The sequence below is a fragment of the Verrucomicrobiia bacterium genome (assembly GCA_036268055.1).
Taxonomy (GTDB): Bacteria; Verrucomicrobiota; Verrucomicrobiia; order Limisphaerales; family Pedosphaeraceae; genus DATAUW01.
In genome coordinates this window covers 121,651-139,011 of record DATAUW010000005.1, presented here as the reverse complement: position 1 = coordinate 139,011, position 17,361 = coordinate 121,651, and the positions used below count along the sequence as shown (strand labels likewise).

At 55.9% G+C, this 17,361-nt stretch carries 13 protein-coding genes; 9 read left to right on the top strand and 4 right to left on the bottom strand.

Annotated features, from left to right (window positions below):
- The first annotated feature begins 193 nt into the window (after positions 1-193).
- The 3 genes from VH413_02735 to VH413_02725 all read left to right on the top strand — a co-directional run bounded on the left by VH413_02735 (position 194) and on the right by VH413_02725 (position 5,098).
- Positions 194-2,134 carry a tetratricopeptide repeat protein gene (locus VH413_02735; protein HEX3797593.1) on the top strand — a complete coding sequence of 647 codons (1,941 nt, stop codon included), beginning with the start codon at positions 194-196 and terminating at the stop codon, positions 2,132-2,134.
- Between the two features lie 158 nt (positions 2,135-2,292).
- Positions 2,293-2,715 carry a secondary thiamine-phosphate synthase enzyme YjbQ gene (locus tag VH413_02730; GenBank protein HEX3797592.1) on the top strand — a complete coding sequence of 141 codons (423 nt, stop codon included), beginning with the start codon at positions 2,293-2,295 and terminating at the stop codon, positions 2,713-2,715.
- Between the two features lie 52 nt (positions 2,716-2,767).
- On the top strand, positions 2,768-5,098 hold the full coding sequence (locus VH413_02725) for a VCBS repeat-containing protein (GenBank protein HEX3797591.1): 2,331 nt from the start codon (positions 2,768-2,770) through the stop codon (positions 5,096-5,098).
- A 292-nt stretch (positions 5,099-5,390) separates the two neighbouring features.
- Here the strand turns inward: VH413_02725 and VH413_02720 are convergent, their stop codons facing one another.
- The 3 genes from VH413_02720 to VH413_02710 form a co-directional block, all read right to left on the bottom strand.
- On the bottom strand, positions 5,391-7,304 hold the full coding sequence (locus VH413_02720; GenBank protein HEX3797590.1) for a hypothetical protein: 1,914 nt from the start codon (positions 7,302-7,304) through the stop codon (positions 5,391-5,393).
- A 76-nt stretch (positions 7,305-7,380) separates the two neighbouring features.
- On the bottom strand, positions 7,381-8,334 hold the full coding sequence (locus VH413_02715; GenBank protein HEX3797589.1) for a trypsin-like peptidase domain-containing protein: 954 nt from the start codon (positions 8,332-8,334) through the stop codon (positions 7,381-7,383).
- Positions 8,335-8,470: 136 nt separating this feature from the next.
- Positions 8,471-9,499, bottom strand: coding sequence for an AraC family transcriptional regulator (locus VH413_02710; protein HEX3797588.1), 1,029 nt, complete (start codon positions 9,497-9,499; stop codon positions 8,471-8,473).
- 185 nt (positions 9,500-9,684) lie between these two features.
- Here VH413_02710 and VH413_02705 point away from each other — a divergent pair, with 185 nt between their 5' ends.
- The 6 genes from VH413_02705 (at position 9,685) to purD (ending at position 15,780) form a co-directional block, all read left to right on the top strand.
- Positions 9,685-10,788 (top strand): glycerate kinase, encoded by a 1,104-nt coding sequence (locus VH413_02705; GenBank protein ID HEX3797587.1) that lies wholly within the window; start codon positions 9,685-9,687, stop codon positions 10,786-10,788.
- A gap of 42 nt (positions 10,789-10,830) precedes the next feature.
- Complete coding sequence (locus tag VH413_02700) at positions 10,831-11,655, top strand: MBL fold metallo-hydrolase (GenBank protein HEX3797586.1); 825 nt, start codon at positions 10,831-10,833, stop codon at positions 11,653-11,655.
- A 219-nt stretch (positions 11,656-11,874) separates the two neighbouring features.
- A complete protein-coding gene (locus VH413_02695) occupies positions 11,875-12,270 on the top strand; it encodes a hypothetical protein (GenBank protein HEX3797585.1) in 396 nt (131 codons plus the stop codon).
- 406 nt (positions 12,271-12,676) lie between these two features.
- On the top strand, positions 12,677-13,150 hold the full coding sequence (ilvN, locus tag VH413_02690; GenBank protein HEX3797584.1) for an acetolactate synthase small subunit: 474 nt from the start codon (positions 12,677-12,679) through the stop codon (positions 13,148-13,150).
- 86 nt (positions 13,151-13,236) lie between these two features.
- Positions 13,237-14,262, top strand: a complete 1,026-nt coding sequence (gene ilvC / locus VH413_02685) for a ketol-acid reductoisomerase (GenBank protein HEX3797583.1) — start codon at positions 13,237-13,239, stop codon at positions 14,260-14,262.
- A 231-nt stretch (positions 14,263-14,493) separates the two neighbouring features.
- Positions 14,494-15,780 (top strand): phosphoribosylamine--glycine ligase, encoded by a 1,287-nt coding sequence (purD, locus tag VH413_02680; protein ID HEX3797582.1) that lies wholly within the window; start codon positions 14,494-14,496, stop codon positions 15,778-15,780.
- A gap of 27 nt (positions 15,781-15,807) precedes the next feature.
- Here the strand turns inward: purD and VH413_02675 are convergent, their stop codons facing one another.
- Positions 15,808-17,343 (bottom strand): sigma-70 family RNA polymerase sigma factor, encoded by a 1,536-nt coding sequence (locus VH413_02675; GenBank protein HEX3797581.1) that lies wholly within the window; start codon positions 17,341-17,343, stop codon positions 15,808-15,810.
- Between the last annotated feature and the right edge of the window lie 18 nt (positions 17,344-17,361).

Here is a 17,361-nt window from a genome sequence, read left to right as displayed (position 1 = left end):
CGAATGTGCGAATTTTCCGCCATCTCGGATGTGGTTGGCGAGGGCGCCAACCACTGCACGCGAGGGCGCGTGCGCTCCCCGGGAATTAAAATCAGCCCTCCTGCATTGAAGAACAGTGATGAGATGCGCCCGCCACGCCTTCAAATGCCGAGTAATAATTGCCATTTTAAATCGAATCTGGTTTTATACTGGAATGAAACGCTTGTTCACTTTGCTTTTGCTTTCTCTGCTTTTGCTTGCTCCCGCTGCGCGCGCCGACGGCCCGGATGAGCGATACGTCACCATCTATAATGTGATCCAGGAAGGCGATGCCTTTAACGACAAGAAAGAAACCGCCAACGCCATGGCCAAGTACGCGGAAGCGCAAACCGAGCTGAAAAAATTCGCCACCAATTATCCCGACTGGAACATCAAGGTCGTCAAATACCGCCTTAAATATCTCGCGCAAAAAATCAGCGACCTTTCCTCACAGCCGCAGACGCCTGCCGTCACCAACGCGCCGAGCGCAATCATGACCAACACTCCTTCGGGCGAGACGACCAATGCTCCCGCAAGCACGCCGCCTGCGGCCAATCCCGCTCCCGAAGCTCCCGCCGCCGAACCCGCCAAACCCACACCGCCTCCCGGCCCGAGCGCGGAAGATAAAATCCATGATTTGCAGGAACAAATCCGCGGCGTTGAGGCCGACAAAGCCTTGCTGCAAGCCAAACTAAAAGAAGCCCTCGCCGCGCAACCCGCCACGGTGGATCCGCAGGATTTGACGCGCGCACAGGAGCGCATTAAGGAATTGGAAAAGAAAAATGACTTGCTCCAGGCGACGCTTGATCAGGCGAAAACAAATGTCACCGTCGCGCCCGCCGTGGACGAAACCACCAAAGCGTCGCTGGCCGAGGCAACCCGCAAGGTCAGCGAATTGAACGAAGAAAACGCCAAGCTCGCGATGGCTAATGAAGCGTTGCAGGCGCAAGTGAAAAAAAATATTTCTCCGGATGCCAACGCTTCGGCATTGCGCGCGGAAAATGAAATTCTCAAAAAGCAACTGGCTCAGCTTGAGAGTAAACCTTCAACAGGTTCCTCTGCCGATGAAACGAGCCGGCAGTTAAAAGAATCGCAGGCGCAGATCGCCACGTTGCAATCAGACAAGGAAATGTTGCGCCTGCAAAAAATGGCGCTCGAAGACCAGGTGAAAAAATTAATGGCCACTTCGCCTTCCACTCCTGCCTCCGCATCCGTTTCCTCCGCGCCTGCGCCTGCACTCGATAGTTTCAGCGCCGGGAAAATCGCGCAGTTGGAAGCACAACGCGACGCCCTGCAAAAAACCGTGGATGCCGTCACCAAGGATCTTCACGGCAAGAAAAAAGGCAAAGCGATGGCGGAGCGCATTGATGACATGGCCCGCCAAATCGCGATGTTGCAATCGAGCGTGTCCACACTGGAAGCGAGCCCGATGCCTTATTCGTCCAAAGAACTTGCGCTCATGGGGCAGGCGCCGGCCACGCTCGTGGCGTCCGCCTCCGCCCGCGGCCACAGCCGCAAAGCCGCGCATGAATTACCCGCGGGCGCGGCGCGGACGCTGGACGACGCGCGTCATTATTTCATGGATCATCAACTCGACAAAGCTGAAGACAAATACCTCGAGGTGCTCAAGCTGGATGAAAAAAATATCGTCGTGCTCGCCGACTTGGCGTCTATCGAAATGGAATTGAACAAACTCGATCTTGCCGAGCAGCACATCAATGCGGCCCTCGCCGTGGATGCCAATGACGACTACAATCTTTTTGTCCTGGGCCAGATAAAATTCCGCGAAGGAAAATACGATGATGCTTTCGCCGCGTTGAGCCAGGCCGCGCAGATCAATCCGCAGAACGCCAAAGTGCAAAATTTTCTTGGCCTCACCCTTTCGGAAAAGGGCATGCGCGGGCCGGCTGAGACCGCCTTTCGCAAGGCCATCCAATTCGATCCTGACTTCGCGCAAGCGCACATGAATCTCGCCGTGGTTTACATTACGCAGACGCCGCCGCTGGCCGAACTCGCCAAATGGCATTACCAAAAAGCGATCTCCGCGGGCGCGCCGCCCAAGCCCGACCTCGAAAAACTTATCAATGGCGGCAAAACCGCTGAACCCGCACACTAACTCATTCTAACGGATCGTGGGTCATAGACCCGCGATCCGTAGGGAGGCGGTTTGACGCGTGCGCGTGCAGTAACTCTGGCATTATGAATATCAGGCTGATCCGAATGCTCTTCGTAATTGTGACTAAAATTTCGTTGGCCGCAACCAGGGCGTAATTCATGTTGCGCCAGGGCTCGCATGAATTGGTCGTCGCCACGCGCGGGCGCGGGTTCTATGAGATCACGCGGCAAGTCGCGGCGTGGGTGCAGGAAAGCGCCATCACCAATGGCCTGCTTACGCTTCACCTACAACACACCTCGGCTTCGCTCCTCATCCAGGAAAATGCCGACCCCGAAGTGCGTCGCGATCTTGAACGATTTTTTTCACGCCTCGTACCTGATGGCGATGCCCTCTTTCGCCACACCAGCGAAGGCGAAGACGACATGCCCGCGCACGTCCGCACGGCCCTTACCGCGGTGAATCTCAGCATCCCGATTGCCGCCGGGCGTTTGACTCTGGGCACCTGGCAAGGCATTTTTCTTTGGGAACATCGGCATGATCCCCATACGCGGCGCGTGGCTGCGCATTTTATCGGCGAATAAACTGGCCAAGCCGCCGGTTGAGTGGCAGTTTCGGGGCGAATTTATTGCAAAAATGCAAACATCGAATTTCTTCAAAGCCGCTGCTCGCATGAGCGCAGGGCTCCTGGTGGCAACGCTGTTAATTCCGTCCGCCTTCGCCGACGACACCAACCGCTTCGGTTTCACCGGCCCGGAAATTTATCCCATTGATCCTTCGATCGCACTATTGCGCTCCGCCGACTTGAACGGCGATGGCCTCAACGACCTCATCGTCGTCAATAATTCGCGCTCCAAGATCAACCTGCTTTACAACCAGACGGGCAAAACCAACAAAGCTGAAAATTTAAACCAAACCGGCAAACTTGAACTGAACGAACTTCCGCCCGACGCGCGTTTCCGCATCGAATCCATCGCATCCGAAAAAAGAATTTCTTCATTGGTCGTGGCGGATTTGAACGGCGATGGCAAACCCGACCTCGCATATTACGGCGAGCCCAAGGAATTGGTCGTGCAATACAATCTCGGCACGAACGGCTGGAGCGAGCCCAAGCGCTGGGCGATTGACGACGGTCAGCTTTCGCCGAACGCCCTCGTGGCGGGCGATATCAACGGCGATTATCTCACCGACCTCGTGCTGCTCGGCGAAACACAAATCTATGTCCTCAGCCAAAAACCCGATCACACGCTTGGCGAGCCGGAAAAAATTCCCTACTCGGGCGCGGTGAAAGCGATTCAGTTGCTCGATATTGACGGCGATGGTCGCACCGATTTGATGCTCGTGAATTGGGAAAGCCCCACGCCGTTCCGTTTCCGTTTGCAAAATGAATCCGGCGGACTCGGGCCGGAAACTTATTTTACCTTCCCGCCGATTCGTTCGTATTGGGCGGACAATCTCGAAGGCAACAATAAAAACCAAATCATCACCATCGCGCAAAATTCCGGCCGCGCGGAAGTGTCCGAATTCACGCGCACCGATCCCGAAAAATTGTCGGGCGATTTCAAGGAAGGCCAGTTCCAGGTGCTGCCGCTCAACAAGAGTGACCGCTCGCATCGCGGCATGTTGTGGGCCGATGTGAATGGCGATAATCTTCCCGACCTGCTCGTCGCCGAGCCGGAGAGCGGCCAGATTTCGATTTATTTGCAAAAACCCGACGGCACGCTCGACGCCGCAAAGACCTTTCCGACGTTGACGGGCGTGAGCGATTTGGCGGTTGCCGATTGGGGCAATGGCAAGCCCAGCATTTTCCTTCTTAGTGCGGACGAGCATCAGGTGGGCGTCGCGCAACTCGACGAAAAAGGCCGTTTGCCGTTTCCGACTTTGATTCCATTTGATGGCAAACCGCTGACTATGGCCGTCGGCGCGCTTGAGCCCAAGGGCAAATCCGTCCTCGCCGTCATCGTAGATCAGGACGGCAAACGCTCGCTCGTCACGCGCACCAGCGATGGCAAAACCAAGACCCAAAAGCTTAACGAGAATTTCAAATCGAATCCCACCAGCATGGCTTTCCACGACGTCAACCAGGACGGCCTCGCGGACCTTGTCATTTTGATTCCGTACGAAAAAATCAAAGTCTTGCTGCAAGTATCTGGCAAGGATTTTGATGAGGAAGACATTGCGCCACCCGGTGGCAGCGTGGAAGAACCGTGGATGACCTCGGTGGATGTGGACGGCGACGGCAAGCCGGAGTTGCTCCTGGCGCAAAAGAATTTCCTGCGCGCCGTCGTGGCAAAACAGGAAGCGGCGACGCAGAATTCCACGAACCGCGGCGGTTGGGTCTTCAGCGTCAAAGAACAAATCAACGGCGCGGGCAGCAATTCACGTCTCGTCGGCGCCGCCGCGCTGCCGAACGGCACCAACGCCGTGAATTCCATTTTCATGCTCGATGCCGAGCGCAAAGTCATCACGTTCTGCGAACGCGACAATGCGGGCGTCTGGCAGGTGGTGAAAAATATTTCACTGCCTTATACTTCATTCAATGCGCTTCAACCGCTCGCCCTGGGCGGCAGCAAACCCAACAGCGTGGCCTTCCTCGGCAAAGATGCCGTCGGCTGGCTGCCCCTGCACGGCAAAGTGTGGCAATTCACCCAACTGGACAGCTATGAAACTCCCATCAAAGACGGCCATTTGAACGACATTGTCTCTGGCGATCTCGACAATGACGGCCGCAAAGATCTGGTCTTTTTGGAGACCGCCAAAAATTATCTCGACCTCGTGACCTTCGATGCGAACCGCAAATTAGTTCCGGCCAATCGCTGGCCAGTCTTCGAGGAGCGCACCTTCCGCAGCCGCCGCAGCGACCTGCCCGAGCCCCGCGAAGCTCTCGTGACCGACGTCACCGGCGACGGCAAAAATGATTTGGTCATCCTCGTGCATGACCGGATTTTGGTTTACCCGCAGCAGTAAGCGATTTTAAAGCCGCCTTCTATTCGGACCGCGGGTCTATGACCCGCTGCAAGGTTCATAAGGTCAAGCCGTTGACGGCTCAGTCCATCGCACGACGTCCAGATCCCGATCATGCCCCGCTTCAAAAGGCAAGATCGGTGATTTTCAAAATGTGAGCCGAATCCAAAGCGGCAATCTTCACGGGAGTTGCTGCGGGTCATAGACCCGCGGTCCCAACGGATTCGGCGCTCATAGAGCGCGCTACAGTTGGGATTTCAAACAGTTCGTGGCGTGCGCTTTACTTCTACTCAACTTAATTCTTATACTGAGGCGGAGTGGGCGCGAAACCTTTGAAGGTAATCCCATCCGCTGTCGCTCCCGCGCTATAAACGGAGAAGTAAAAATATTTTGCGATCTTGTCGAAGGTCGGCAACAGCGACGGGTCGAACCATTCCGACGTCTTCAAGCCGCCCATGCCGACCGCCGCCGCGACGGGCGCTGCGCCGCCTAATGGGTCGGTTGAGGGATTTTGTTTCAGGATGTCGAAGAACACGCGCATGGTTTCGGCATCGTTGGAATAGCCGAAAAGACTCGTGCCGCTGCCGCCGACTTTCTGCGTGGCATCCGCCAAGCCGGGAATATCGCGTAAGGCTTTTCCCTGATCCTGGCTGCTGCGCAAATATTCCTCGATCATAGGCGGGTCAAGCGTGACGGCCAGATAGCCGCCGCTCGAAGCATAACTAAGCGCGCGCGCGGTCGGCGCGGTTCCACCGGGCCCGGGCGCGCTGGGCAGGGGAATGCTGTAAATTTTGTGGCCGAGAAATTCTCGGTCCGTGATCGGGCCGCCTTGCTGGCCGGAAAGTGTCACCAAAGTTTTCACCGTGCTTGAAAGCAACTCTGGATCGGGTGAGCCGATCAAAAACAATGATGGTGGCGAATTCAATTCCGGCTCGCTCTTGCCCCGGGGATCTTTTGAATAACTGATAAAATCATCACCCAGGTTGCCGAACAAATTCTTCTTCAAATCAAAGCTCGGGTCTTTTTCCTTGGCCGCCGATTCTGCCGAGCCCAGCACAAAGTCAATTCCGCCGATCGCGCTCGGCGAAACCTGCATCACGATCTTGCGCAATTCCGTCCAGGTCTTGCTGCCGTCAAGCCGCCAGCGCTGGAACTTCACCACGTCCGCGGGCACGAACGGCGGCGGATTATATTCCTTCGCCTCGCCGGCCAAGATTTTGATGAGCCCGGTGCGCGTGGATTCCGGCGCGGACAAGGTCAGGTTAAAATGCGCGCCGTCGTCGAGGGAAAGATAATTGAAAGCGAGCGTATTCACGCCCGTCAATCCCAGCGCGGGCAAAACCTTGTCGGGTTTCAAAGCGAAAGGATTCGGCGAATTGGCGTCGGCAGCATCGTCACTCGGATGATTCCAAATATCCACGAAGGCTTTTACATTGACCCAGCCAAACGCAGGCGCGTCGTGAAACATCCCCGCATTCGCGTCGAAAGTAGAAAGCTCGCTGACCGTCTTGACTGAATCCCCGGCCATCCGCGCCAAAAGTTTTTCGATGACCTTGGTGGAATTGCCGATGATCAATAGCGATTCAGCCTGACCAATATAAATGGGCTCCTTCGGCGCTTTTTTGAGATCGGTGTTTTCCATCGGCGGAGGAACTCCCGGCGGCAGGGGGGCGTCCGGTTTTTTCAAAGTCTTGGGGATGTCCGCGCTGGAAAGCGTGATCGCCGAAAAATCCACTTCACGAATCGTCTCTGTTTTAATGGTCTTGCCGGCATCCACCCATTTCTTCTTCAAGTCGGCAAGGTTCGTTTTAAGCTGTGAACTCTTGTCCTTGGTATCCATCAAAAAGAGAAACGCGGGAACCCAGCCCTCTTTTCCCGGCGTCCCATTCTGCACCATTGCCAGTGTGATCTGGCCCTGCGGCAAATTCGTATAGTCAGAGAAAGTGATGCCCAGGTCATGCTCCAGCGGCGTGATATAATCGCTGTTGAGCTTGCTCATGAACTTGTCCTTGAAATCCTTCATCGCGGGGTCGTTCCACAAACGGCCTTGCGGCGAATTATTATAGATGTCGCGGACCTTGGTGAAGTCCGGCAGCGTGAAGAGCATCAGCGTATCGTCCGGCAGCATTTTTTCGGCAGGCAGCACGGTCGCGCCCGCGTGGCTGGCGAAGTAAAGGACGGCGGCGGAAAGGGCAAAAAATTTTCTCATGATTCGAGCAAATGGGCGCGTCGGCCCGTCACTGGTTTAAGTTGTTGCGAAAATGGCGGGCCAAGTTTCCATGCCGTTATTTTTTGGCCGCTGGCAGCAGGGTGCGGCTCGGCGGGGCAAGGTAACGATACGGATTGCTGGGATTGTCGTTGGAGTAACTATAGGCATCGCGATGGTCGAGAAAATATTTCACCGCGCCGATGGGAATGGCAAAACCGAGGCCTTCGCCAAAAGTGATTTTCATGTTGGTGATGCCCACGACTTCACCGCGCATGTTAAAAAGCGGGCCGCCACTGTTGCCGGGATTGATTTGCGCGGTGGTCTGCAAATAAAGCTCACCCTGCATCTCGCGCGTCTTGGTGCTGAGGATGCCCTCGGTCACCGTGCGCTCAAGCCCCAGCGGACTGCCGATGGCAAACACGTTTTCACCGACAACGAGACTGTCGGCATCGCCAAGAATCACGTTGGAAAATTTCGGCGCGTCAGAATCGTCAATCTTCAACAACGCCATGTCGTCGAATTTATTGATCGCGATGATCTTGACGTCCTTGTAGGTCTTGCGCTCCAACTGGCCCTGGTTCTGGTGATACACCTCGACGGAGATTTGCGTCTCGCCTTCGATGACGTGAAAATTGGTGATGAGAAAACCGTCCGGGTTGATGATGAAACCTGAGCCGAGTCCGCCCGGCGTGCGCACCTGCACGACGGCTTCGCCAAGTTGATTGACCAGTTCGCGCACGTCACGAATCGGCGGCGGCGTGGAGGCCGCATAATAATTGCCGGCGCGGGCTTCGATAAAAGCGGGCGCTGGCGAAGGAGCGACTGGCGAAGCGGGAGTATTTTTCACCACGGGCGCGGCATCGGCGCGGGTGATCTTGACGACTTGATCGCGCGGGACGACCAGCACGGTATAACCCACGTCAACAACGATCTCATTATGCTTTTCGGCGAGAATCTTGCCGGTCAATGAAGCTTTATCCTTGAGCTGAAGAATGTCCGCTGAGGCGGAGTGGGCCACCAGTGCCGTCATTATGGACAGGGCTAAAAACTGTTTCAACATGACCAGACACTAATCGCGGAAAGTGCGTTTGACAAGCCACTTTGGCCTCGAGAACCATTGTCAAAACCGCGTCCGGGCGCGGCATATAAGCGGACGCTGGCAGGCATCAACTGGACTTATAACGGCCCGCCAGTGCCGTGACCGTTTTGATGGGATAAAGTCCCGGACAGCAGCCGAAGGTCTCGTGAAACGCCTGGCTGAAATGGCTGGGACTGGCGTAACCAACTTCGAGCGCGACTTCGGTCACATTCATTTCGCCGAGCTTCAATAATTCCGCGGCTTGATCCATGCGCAGGCGGCGAAGGTATTGGGTGATGGTCTGGCCGGTCTGGCTCGAAAACGTGCGGCTGAGATACGATGGGCTGCAACCAATTTTTTTTCCGAGTTCTTCGAGTGAGGGTGGTTCGGCCAGTTTCTGCTTCAGCAAAAAAATAACCTGCTCCACCCGCTCCTGCGCCACGCGATGCTGCCGTGTGCAAAAAAGTTCCTCCTCAGGTGGCGGCTGAAAGAAAAATGTGACGGCCAGTTCCAGCGCCTTGCATTGATACCACATCGGCTGCGCCGCGGCATAAACCGGCGGCTGGCGTAGCGTGGCGACGATCTGTTGCTGATCGGCGGTCAGTCGCGTGGTGGTGGCGGGGCCAAAATCGTCGGGCTTTTCGGACATCGCCGCGCGGATCATCGGATGCAATTTATTTTCCGCACCCGCCAGATGATGTGCGAGAAATTTCGTGGAAAATTCCAACGTGAGAAATTTGTGCTGCTGTCCCGCCGAGCGTTTCGCGATGAGTGGGGCAGATAACCGGCGATAAAACCCCGCAGTGAGTTGCGAAAATTCCTGGCGGTTCCCTGCGCCTTCGACAAAGCCATCGCCTTCGAGATTCAGGCACAGTTCCACGCAACCCGGATGAAACGTCGGCGCCCAGTCGAACTCGCGCTCCGCAAAAAATTCATGCCATTCGATGCTGTAACCCAGCCCCTTGAAACTGCCGAAAACCCGCTGCCAGCCCGCGCCAATCTTTTGCCACGCCTTGGCCTCGGTAAAGGGCGCAACGCCGCGCGAATCGCCGAGAGTGGCAGAGACGGGACGTTGAGCTGTCGAATTAGGTTGCACGAAACTGATATTGCGACTCATTCTCAACTAATGGTTTCGGTTTGGCAAGGGGTGAAATTTAATATGTAGGTGCTGTCGGATTGACGCAGAGGCGCAGAGACGCAGAGGCGCAGAGTAGAGGAAAGAATTGGTAACACGTTGTAATAGTTTTCAAAGCGCACGCTTTGGCATTGCGGAATTGGTTGCGGCGGCGGATAACTGCGGTCATGGCGTTGAAGGTATTGATTGTGCCGGACAAGTTTAAGGGCACGCTGACGGCGGCGGAAGCGGCGGACGCGATCGCGCGCGGTTGGCACGCGGCTCGGCCCGATGACGCGCTGGAATTGCTGCCGATGAGTGATGGCGGTGACGGCTTCGGCGCGGTGATGAGCGAGTTGCTTGGCGCGAAGCCGCACATGGTGAAGACGGTGGATGCGGCGGGGCGTGCGTGCCGTGCGCGGTGGTGGTGGGAAGCGAAGAGCGCGACGGCTATCATTGAATCGGCAAACGTGATTGGGCTGGCGCAGTTGCCGGCGAAGAAGTTTCATCCGTTTGAGTTGGATACGTTCGGGCTGGGTGCGGTGATTCGCGCGGCGGCAAAGCGGGGCGCGAAGCGTTGTCTCATTGGCATCGGTGGGAGTGCGACGAACGACGGTGGCTTCGGCGTGGCGCGGGCGTTGGGATGGAAATTTCTGAACGCGGACGAAAATGAAATCGTCTGCTGGACACAGCTTGATCAACTCAAAAAAGTTATCCCGCCGAAACGCTCACGCTGGTTTAACGAATTGATCGTGGCTGTGGACGTGCAGAATTTGTTGCTCGGCGCGCGCGGTTGTTCACGAATTTACGGGCCGCAAAAAGGTTTGCGTCCACGGGATTTTGCGCGCGCAGAAAAATGTTTGCGCCAACTCGCGCTGGTCACTACCCGAGAAAAAAATCATTTGTGGAAAGGTGGAGAGCCCGGTGATGGCGCGGCGGGCGGGCTTGGTTTTGGGTTGCGAAATTTTTTAGGCGCGAAGTTGGCGCCGGGGTTTGAATTGTTCGCAAAGCACGCGGAGCTTTCGCGAAAATTGCGCACGGCTGATTTAGTGATCACCGGTGAAGGTTCGATTGACCGCTCAAGCATGATGGGCAAGGGCGTGGGCGAACTGGTTCTGCGTTGCGCGCGTGCGAAAGTTCCGTGCGTGGGATTGGCGGGCATGGCATCGCAGACGAAAGGTTTTGCCGTCGTGCGCGGGTTGACGGAATTGACGTCGCCGACGCAGGCGAAAGCGAAGCCGGCGCATTGGCTTTCGCGGTTGAGCGAAGAAGTGGTATCGGCGTGGAAATAGATTTGGTTTGCGATGGCGTGGTAGGGGTGGCTTACTTTGATCATGAATTTGGAAGATCATTTGGGTGACATCATTCGCAAAGGCCGCAAAGCCGCAAACGTCTCCGCTGACGCCGCCGCGAAGGCTGCTGGAATTTCGACCGACGAACTCAATTCGCTGGAGGAATCCGGCAAAACCAGCGCCAAGCCGAACCTAGCGGCGCTGGCGTCGTTGCTCGGATTGAGCCCGGCGAAGTTGGAAGGCATCGCGAAAGGTTGGCTCCCATCGCCGAAGGATCTGAGCAAATGGATCGAGTTGCGCAAATTCGAGACGGAACAGGGCGGCATGGCGGTGAATTCCTATCTGGCGTGGGACGAAGTTTCGCGCGAGGCGGCGATGTTTGACACCGGCTGGAATGTGGATGAAGCCGTGAAAACCATCACGGACAATCAACTTCAACTGAAACATATTTTCCTGACGCATTCGCATGACGACCACATCGCGGGCCTGGCGGCGCTACGCGAAAAATTCTCGAAGGCGCACGTGCATTCCAATTCCAAATCCGCGCCCCCGCAATCGCGCAACCGGCCAAACGATTTCACGCACCTGGGAAGTTTGCGCATCACCAATCGCGATACGCCTGGCCACGCCGAGGATGGCGTGACTTACGTCATCGGCAACTGGCCCGAGGACGCGCCGCACGTGGCGATTGTGGGCGACGCGATTTTTGCCGGCTCCATTGGTTCGGGATTTATTTCATGGGACGTCGCGAAACAAAAAGTGCGCGACCAAATTTTTTCACTGCCGGCGGACACGTTGATTTGCTCGGGACACGGGCCGTTCACTACGGTGGGCGAGGAGAAGGCGCATAATCCGTTTTTTGTTTAGGGCTGATTTTAACCGCGGAGACGCGGAGGCGCGGAGAGAAATGCGAGGAGGGCTGGATTGCAAAATACCTAGACGGTTCGCGAATTGCTGCTAGCAAAACGCATAAAAGAGCCGTTTTTTATGGGTTTTTTACAATTTGGGGAGGGGTTCGGGTGCGGAATTCGTGTGGCACATCACTTGCAATAGTTGTTTTTGAAAGTCGAAAACAACAACAAAGTTATGAGCCAATATACGACCTATTCAAACCCAAGCTGGTGGACCAAGGACAATGACTCTTCGTGGGATCGCGTGAAAGCGGCCTTTGAACGTGACTGGGATCAAACCAAGCACGACATGGGCGGCAAGCAGCCCAACACCAATCAACAAGTCAAAGACACCGTGAAACAAGCGAGCGGCAAGGAAGCGATTCCTCCTCGCGGTACGCCGGTTTACGAGGAAGTCGAGCCGGCCTATCGTTTCGGTTATGGAGCGCGTGCGCATTATGGAAAGAAATATTCCAAGTGGAATTCCGACTTGGAAAAGGAATTGAAACGCGATTGGTCTAATACCTATAAGGACCGCAGTTGGGAGACGGATGCCGAATACATTCAATCCGGCTGGGACTATAAGGAATAAAAGATCACTGCTGAAGGACCGCGCACTTTTGGTCGCGCGGCTTGGTGAGGAACCCGGACTGGCAACGGTCCGGGTTTTTGTTGGGCGTTAGGTTAGGTCAGAAAAATTGACGCAGAGACGCAGAGGCGCAGAGGGGGGAAACGAATTGGTCATGGATAAAATGCGAACAAGGAAAAAATTTATCAGTGTTTAAAATTCGTGTTCCATTCATAGTTTAAAATTTTTGTCTTTTCTCTGCGACTCTGCGTCTCTGCGCCTTCGCGTCAAAAAAGACAGCAAGGCCGTTCTCAAATAACCGGCAGTCAGTGATGCTTCCGCGGTTCAAATCAAAGCTTCTTCAGAAAAAAAGCGAGTTGACCCATTGTCCCGGGATTGATACGTTTCGCCCCCCGTTGCGACGGGTTTTATGCGACATACGATTTCCGTTTTGGTGGAAAATAAGTTCGGCGTGCTCACGCGCGTGGCCGGTTTGTTCAGTGGCCGCGGCTATAATATTGACACGCTCAACGTCGGCCCGACCGATGACGCCGCCACTTCCCGCATGACCATCGTCACCAAGGGTGACGACGCCACGCTGGAACAAATCGTCAAGCAACTCGAAAAACTCGTGGATGTCCTTGAAGTCACGGATTTTGAAGAGAGCGAATACATTGACCGCGAATTGGTGCTGGTGAAGGTTTCTGTGGATTCCAAAACGCGCGCCGAAGTGATGCAGCTCACCGATATTTTCCGCGCCAAAATCGTGGACGTGCAGCCCAAGAGCCTGACCATTGAAATCACCGGCAACGAGAGCAAGATCGGCAAGTTCCTGACGTTGATGAAGACGTTTGGCGTGCTGGATTTGACCCGCACCGGCAAAGTCGCTTTGCCGCGAAAATAATTTTTGGCAAACCTTTCCAGCGACTGCCATTTAAAATTAATTTATTTCCCAACTAATTTAATCGAACCCTCAACCTCCCATTAATCATGCCTGCAAAAGTGTATTCGGATAAAGACGCTGACTTAAACGTGCTGAAAGGCAAAACGCTCGCGGTGCTCGGCTTCGGCTCGCAAGGCCACGCCCACGCGCTCAATCTTAAAGAGAGCGGCCTCAATGTCATCATCGGCCTCTACGAAGGCAGCAAGTCCATCCCGATCGCCAAGGAGCGCGGGTTTGAAGTGTATCCGACCGCGGAAGCGGTGCGCCGCGCGGATGTGATTTTTGTGGCGTTGCCGGACACCAAGCAGCCTGCCGCGTATGAAAAAGACATCGCGCCGAATTTGACCAAGGGCAAGACGTTGCTGTTCTCGCACGGCTTCGCGATTCATTTCAAGACCGTCGTCCCGCCGAAGAATGTGAACGTAATCCTCGTCGCGCCGAAAGGCCCGGGTCACATCGTGCGCCGCCAATATACTGAAGGCAAAGGCGTGCCGGCCTTGATCGCGGTTTATCAAAACCCCGGCAAGGACGCGAAGAAGATCGCGCTCGCCTGGGCCAAGGGTGTCGGCGGAACGCGCGCGGGCGTGATCGAAACGACCTTCAAGGAAGAAACCGAAACGGATCTGTTCGGCGAACAGACGGTGCTGTGCGGCGGCGCGAGCGCGCTGGTGCAGGCGGGCTACGAAGTGCTGGTCGAGGCCGGTTATCAGCCGGAGATGGCTTACTTCGAATGTTTGCATGAGTTGAAGTTGATCGTGGATTTGATGAACGAAGCGGGCATCAGCGGCATGCGTTTCTCCATTTCCGAAACGGCGAAATGGGGCGATGTGAGCGTCGGCCCGAAGATCGTGGATGCGTCGGTCAAGAAGCGCATGCAGGCGGCGCTGAAGGATATTCAGTCTGGCAAATTCGCCAAAGGCTGGGTGGCTGAATACAAAGGCGGCTATAAGAAATACAATGCCTTGCTGAAAAAAGGCGAGCAGCACTCGATCGAAAAAGTCGGTGCGCGCCTGCGCGGTTTGATGCCGTGGATGAAGAAGCGCACGATCAAAGGCGTGCAGGCTTCTTATTAATTTGCGGAGCGTAAGCTCGAATTGAATTGCGAGCGGACAGAGTTTTGTTGTTCCGAACGGAGCGCGGATCTGTGATCCGCAGCAACTCACAATTAAGATTGCCGCATTAGGCTGATTCGAGAGCGGCCTGGCCGAACTCCATTGCTGCGGGTCATAGACCCGCGGTCCGCGGGGATGATACGCGCATAATTTTCTTCTGATTCTGCACATTACTGATTCAATCTTGCTGGAATGAAATTGCTGGTCATTGGATCGGGGGGACGCGAGCACGCGCTGGTGTGGAAACTGGCGCAGTCGCCGCAGGTGCGGGAGTTGTGGTGCGCGCCGGGCAATGCGGGCATCGCACAAGAGCGGCTGGCGAATGGCGAGTTGGTGCGCTGCGTGCCAGTGGGCGCGGAGGATTTGCCGGGACTGCTGGCTTTCGCACGGGAACAGCGGGTGGATTTTACCGTGGTCGGGCCGGACAATCCGCTGGCGCTCGGAGTCGTGGATTTATTTTTGCGCGAAGGAATGCGGATCTGGGGGGCGAACCAAAAGGCGGCGCAGTTTGAATCTTCCAAGGCTTTTTCGCAGGACTTCATGGAGCGTCATGGCATTCCCACGGCGCGCGCGGGAACTTTCTCAGACGCACGCGAGGCAAAAAAATTTGCGGCATCTCTTAATGGACGGTGCGCAGTGAAGGCAGATGGACTGGCGCTCGGCAAAGGAGTTTTGGTTTGCCAAAATATTACGGACGCAGAAAAAGCGATTGATGAGATTCTTGTGAGCAAGGCGTTTGGCACGGCGGGGGCGCAGATTGTCATCCAGGAATTTTTGGAGGGGATGGAGATTTCGTTGCACGCCTTGTGCGATGGAAAAGTTGCGAAACTTTTTCCGACGGCGCAGGACCACAAACGCGCGCTGGACGGCGACCAAGGTCTGAATACCGGTGGCATGGGAACTTATTCGCCCGCGCCGTTTTTGAACGACGCAGAATTGGCGGACGTGGGCCGGCAGATTTTGAATCCGTGGCTTAAGGGTTGTGCGGCGGAGGGAATTGATTTTCGCGGTATCATTTATCCGGGCGTGATGCTGACGGCGAACGGGCCGCGGGTGATCGAGTTCAACGCGCGTTTCGGCGATCCGGAGACGCAGGTTTATTTGACGCGGCTTGAAAATGATTTGGTGGAATTGCTCGAAGCGAGCGCAGGGGGGACGCTGGAAAAAATCGAATTGAAATGGAGCGCGCTGGCTTCGGTGTGCGTGGTGATGGCGTCGGGTGGCTATCCGGGCGCGTACGCGAAAGGCAAAGTGATTCACGGCTTGGATGAGGCAGCGCGATTGCCGAATACAAAAGTTTTTCACGCGGGAACGGTGCAGTCGGGCGAGCAAATCGTCACGAACGGCGGACGCGTGCTGGGAGTGACTTCATGGGCGAAGGATTTGAAGTCAGCGCAGGCGGCGGCGTACGCGGCGGTGGAGAAAATCCATTTTGAAGGAGCGCAGTTTCGAAGAGATATTGCGGCGAAGGCGCTGTGAGAATCTGAACAAGCCATCTCACGGCTGCTATCGCCCGTCGAAGTTGAATGAAAAACGGCCGGTTTGGCCGTGGCCGTGAAGAAGTGTAAAATTGTTGGTCATTTGACCGAACATTTGCGCCTGTTCCGGCGTGAGGACGGCGTTAATTTCTTGTTTCGCAGCCTGATCTATTTGGTTGATTGCGGCGGTGGCTTCCGGGGTTACTTTGTCATCGGACAAGTCTACGAGATCGGTTTGCTGGCGGTATTTTTGCATCAAACTGTAAATCTGGCCGAACTGTTCCTCATTGAGGTCTAATGCGCCATAAAGCAGGCATGCGGCAGTGTCCGCGCCATCTTCCTTTTCGCCGGGCGGTTTTGTTGCGTCGAACTGTTTCATGGCCTTCATGAGAGCGACGGTCTGCCCGGCCAGATCCATCCTCGCCATTTCATTGGCCATCTTTTCTTCGTCGGAAAGTTTGCTTACATCCACGTTGGTCAGTGCGACGTAGGTGCGCACCAGCCGGCCGAAACCCACTGCCACATGCCGGGCGGTAGGATATTCGTTGGTGGAATTTTTGTCGTTCGATTCACTGGCGAGTTCCTTGAAAACGGCCTCGCCGTGGAGCGCCTGTTGGCGTTCGGTTTCGAGGCGAGATTTGTCAGCATTGGCCTGCGCAATCGAGCGGGTGAGATCCGCGTTCTGGCTCGTGAGAGAATCAATTTGCGAGCGCAACGAAGCGAGCGCGTCGTTGCCAGCTGAAGCGGCGGTGTCCTGTTGCTGTTGCAAGGTGTCGAGCTGGGTTTGAAGTTTCGCGGCTCGTTGCGCCTGGTGAATTCCTGCGCCCACGGCGACGATGATGACGGCGGTGACAAGTGCTTTTTGGATGGTAGTCATGGCGATTTTAGCGGCGACAGTAGTAGTTGCGGTGGCGGTTGCCAAAGCAGTCCCGGCGACGGCGGTGGTGGCGATGGTCGTGGATAGTCCGGTGGGTGCGGCTTGCACGGCGTTGGCGGAAAGTATTATCGCGAGCGCGCTCGCGCCCGCAACTACGCCGCGCTGGGAGAAAAATTCACGGAGACGTTCCACGGCGCGGCTGACGCGTTTTTGCGCGGCGTCGTCCGAAGTGCCGAGGGCGAGGCCGACTTCGCGCAAGGATTTGTTCTCGAAATAGCGCAGGAGAATGGCGGTGCGATCAGTTTCGTCGAGCGCGTGCATGGCGTCGTCGAGCAAGGGGGCGATGGCGGTCCAGTCGGCGTCGGTGGCGTTCATGCTGTTCATCTCCGTGGCGATTTGTTCGCGCAGCTGCCGGCGGGCTTCGCGCCGCACGACATCAATGGCGGTGCGATGGCTCACCTGATAAAGCCAAGCGCTGAGGACGGTGTCCGCCGCGAGGCGGGTGGCATTTTGAGCAAGATCAGTGAAGGTGGATTGGGCAACTTCCTCAGCGAGTTGCGGCGACCTGACTTGCCGCAAGGCAGCCGAATACACGAGATTTAAATGACGGCTGACCAGCTCCGCAAAGGCCGTTTCGGAGTTTTTGCGGGTGTATTGCCGCAGCAAATCAAGGTCGCTAATCGTCATTTTCACAAGTATATCGGC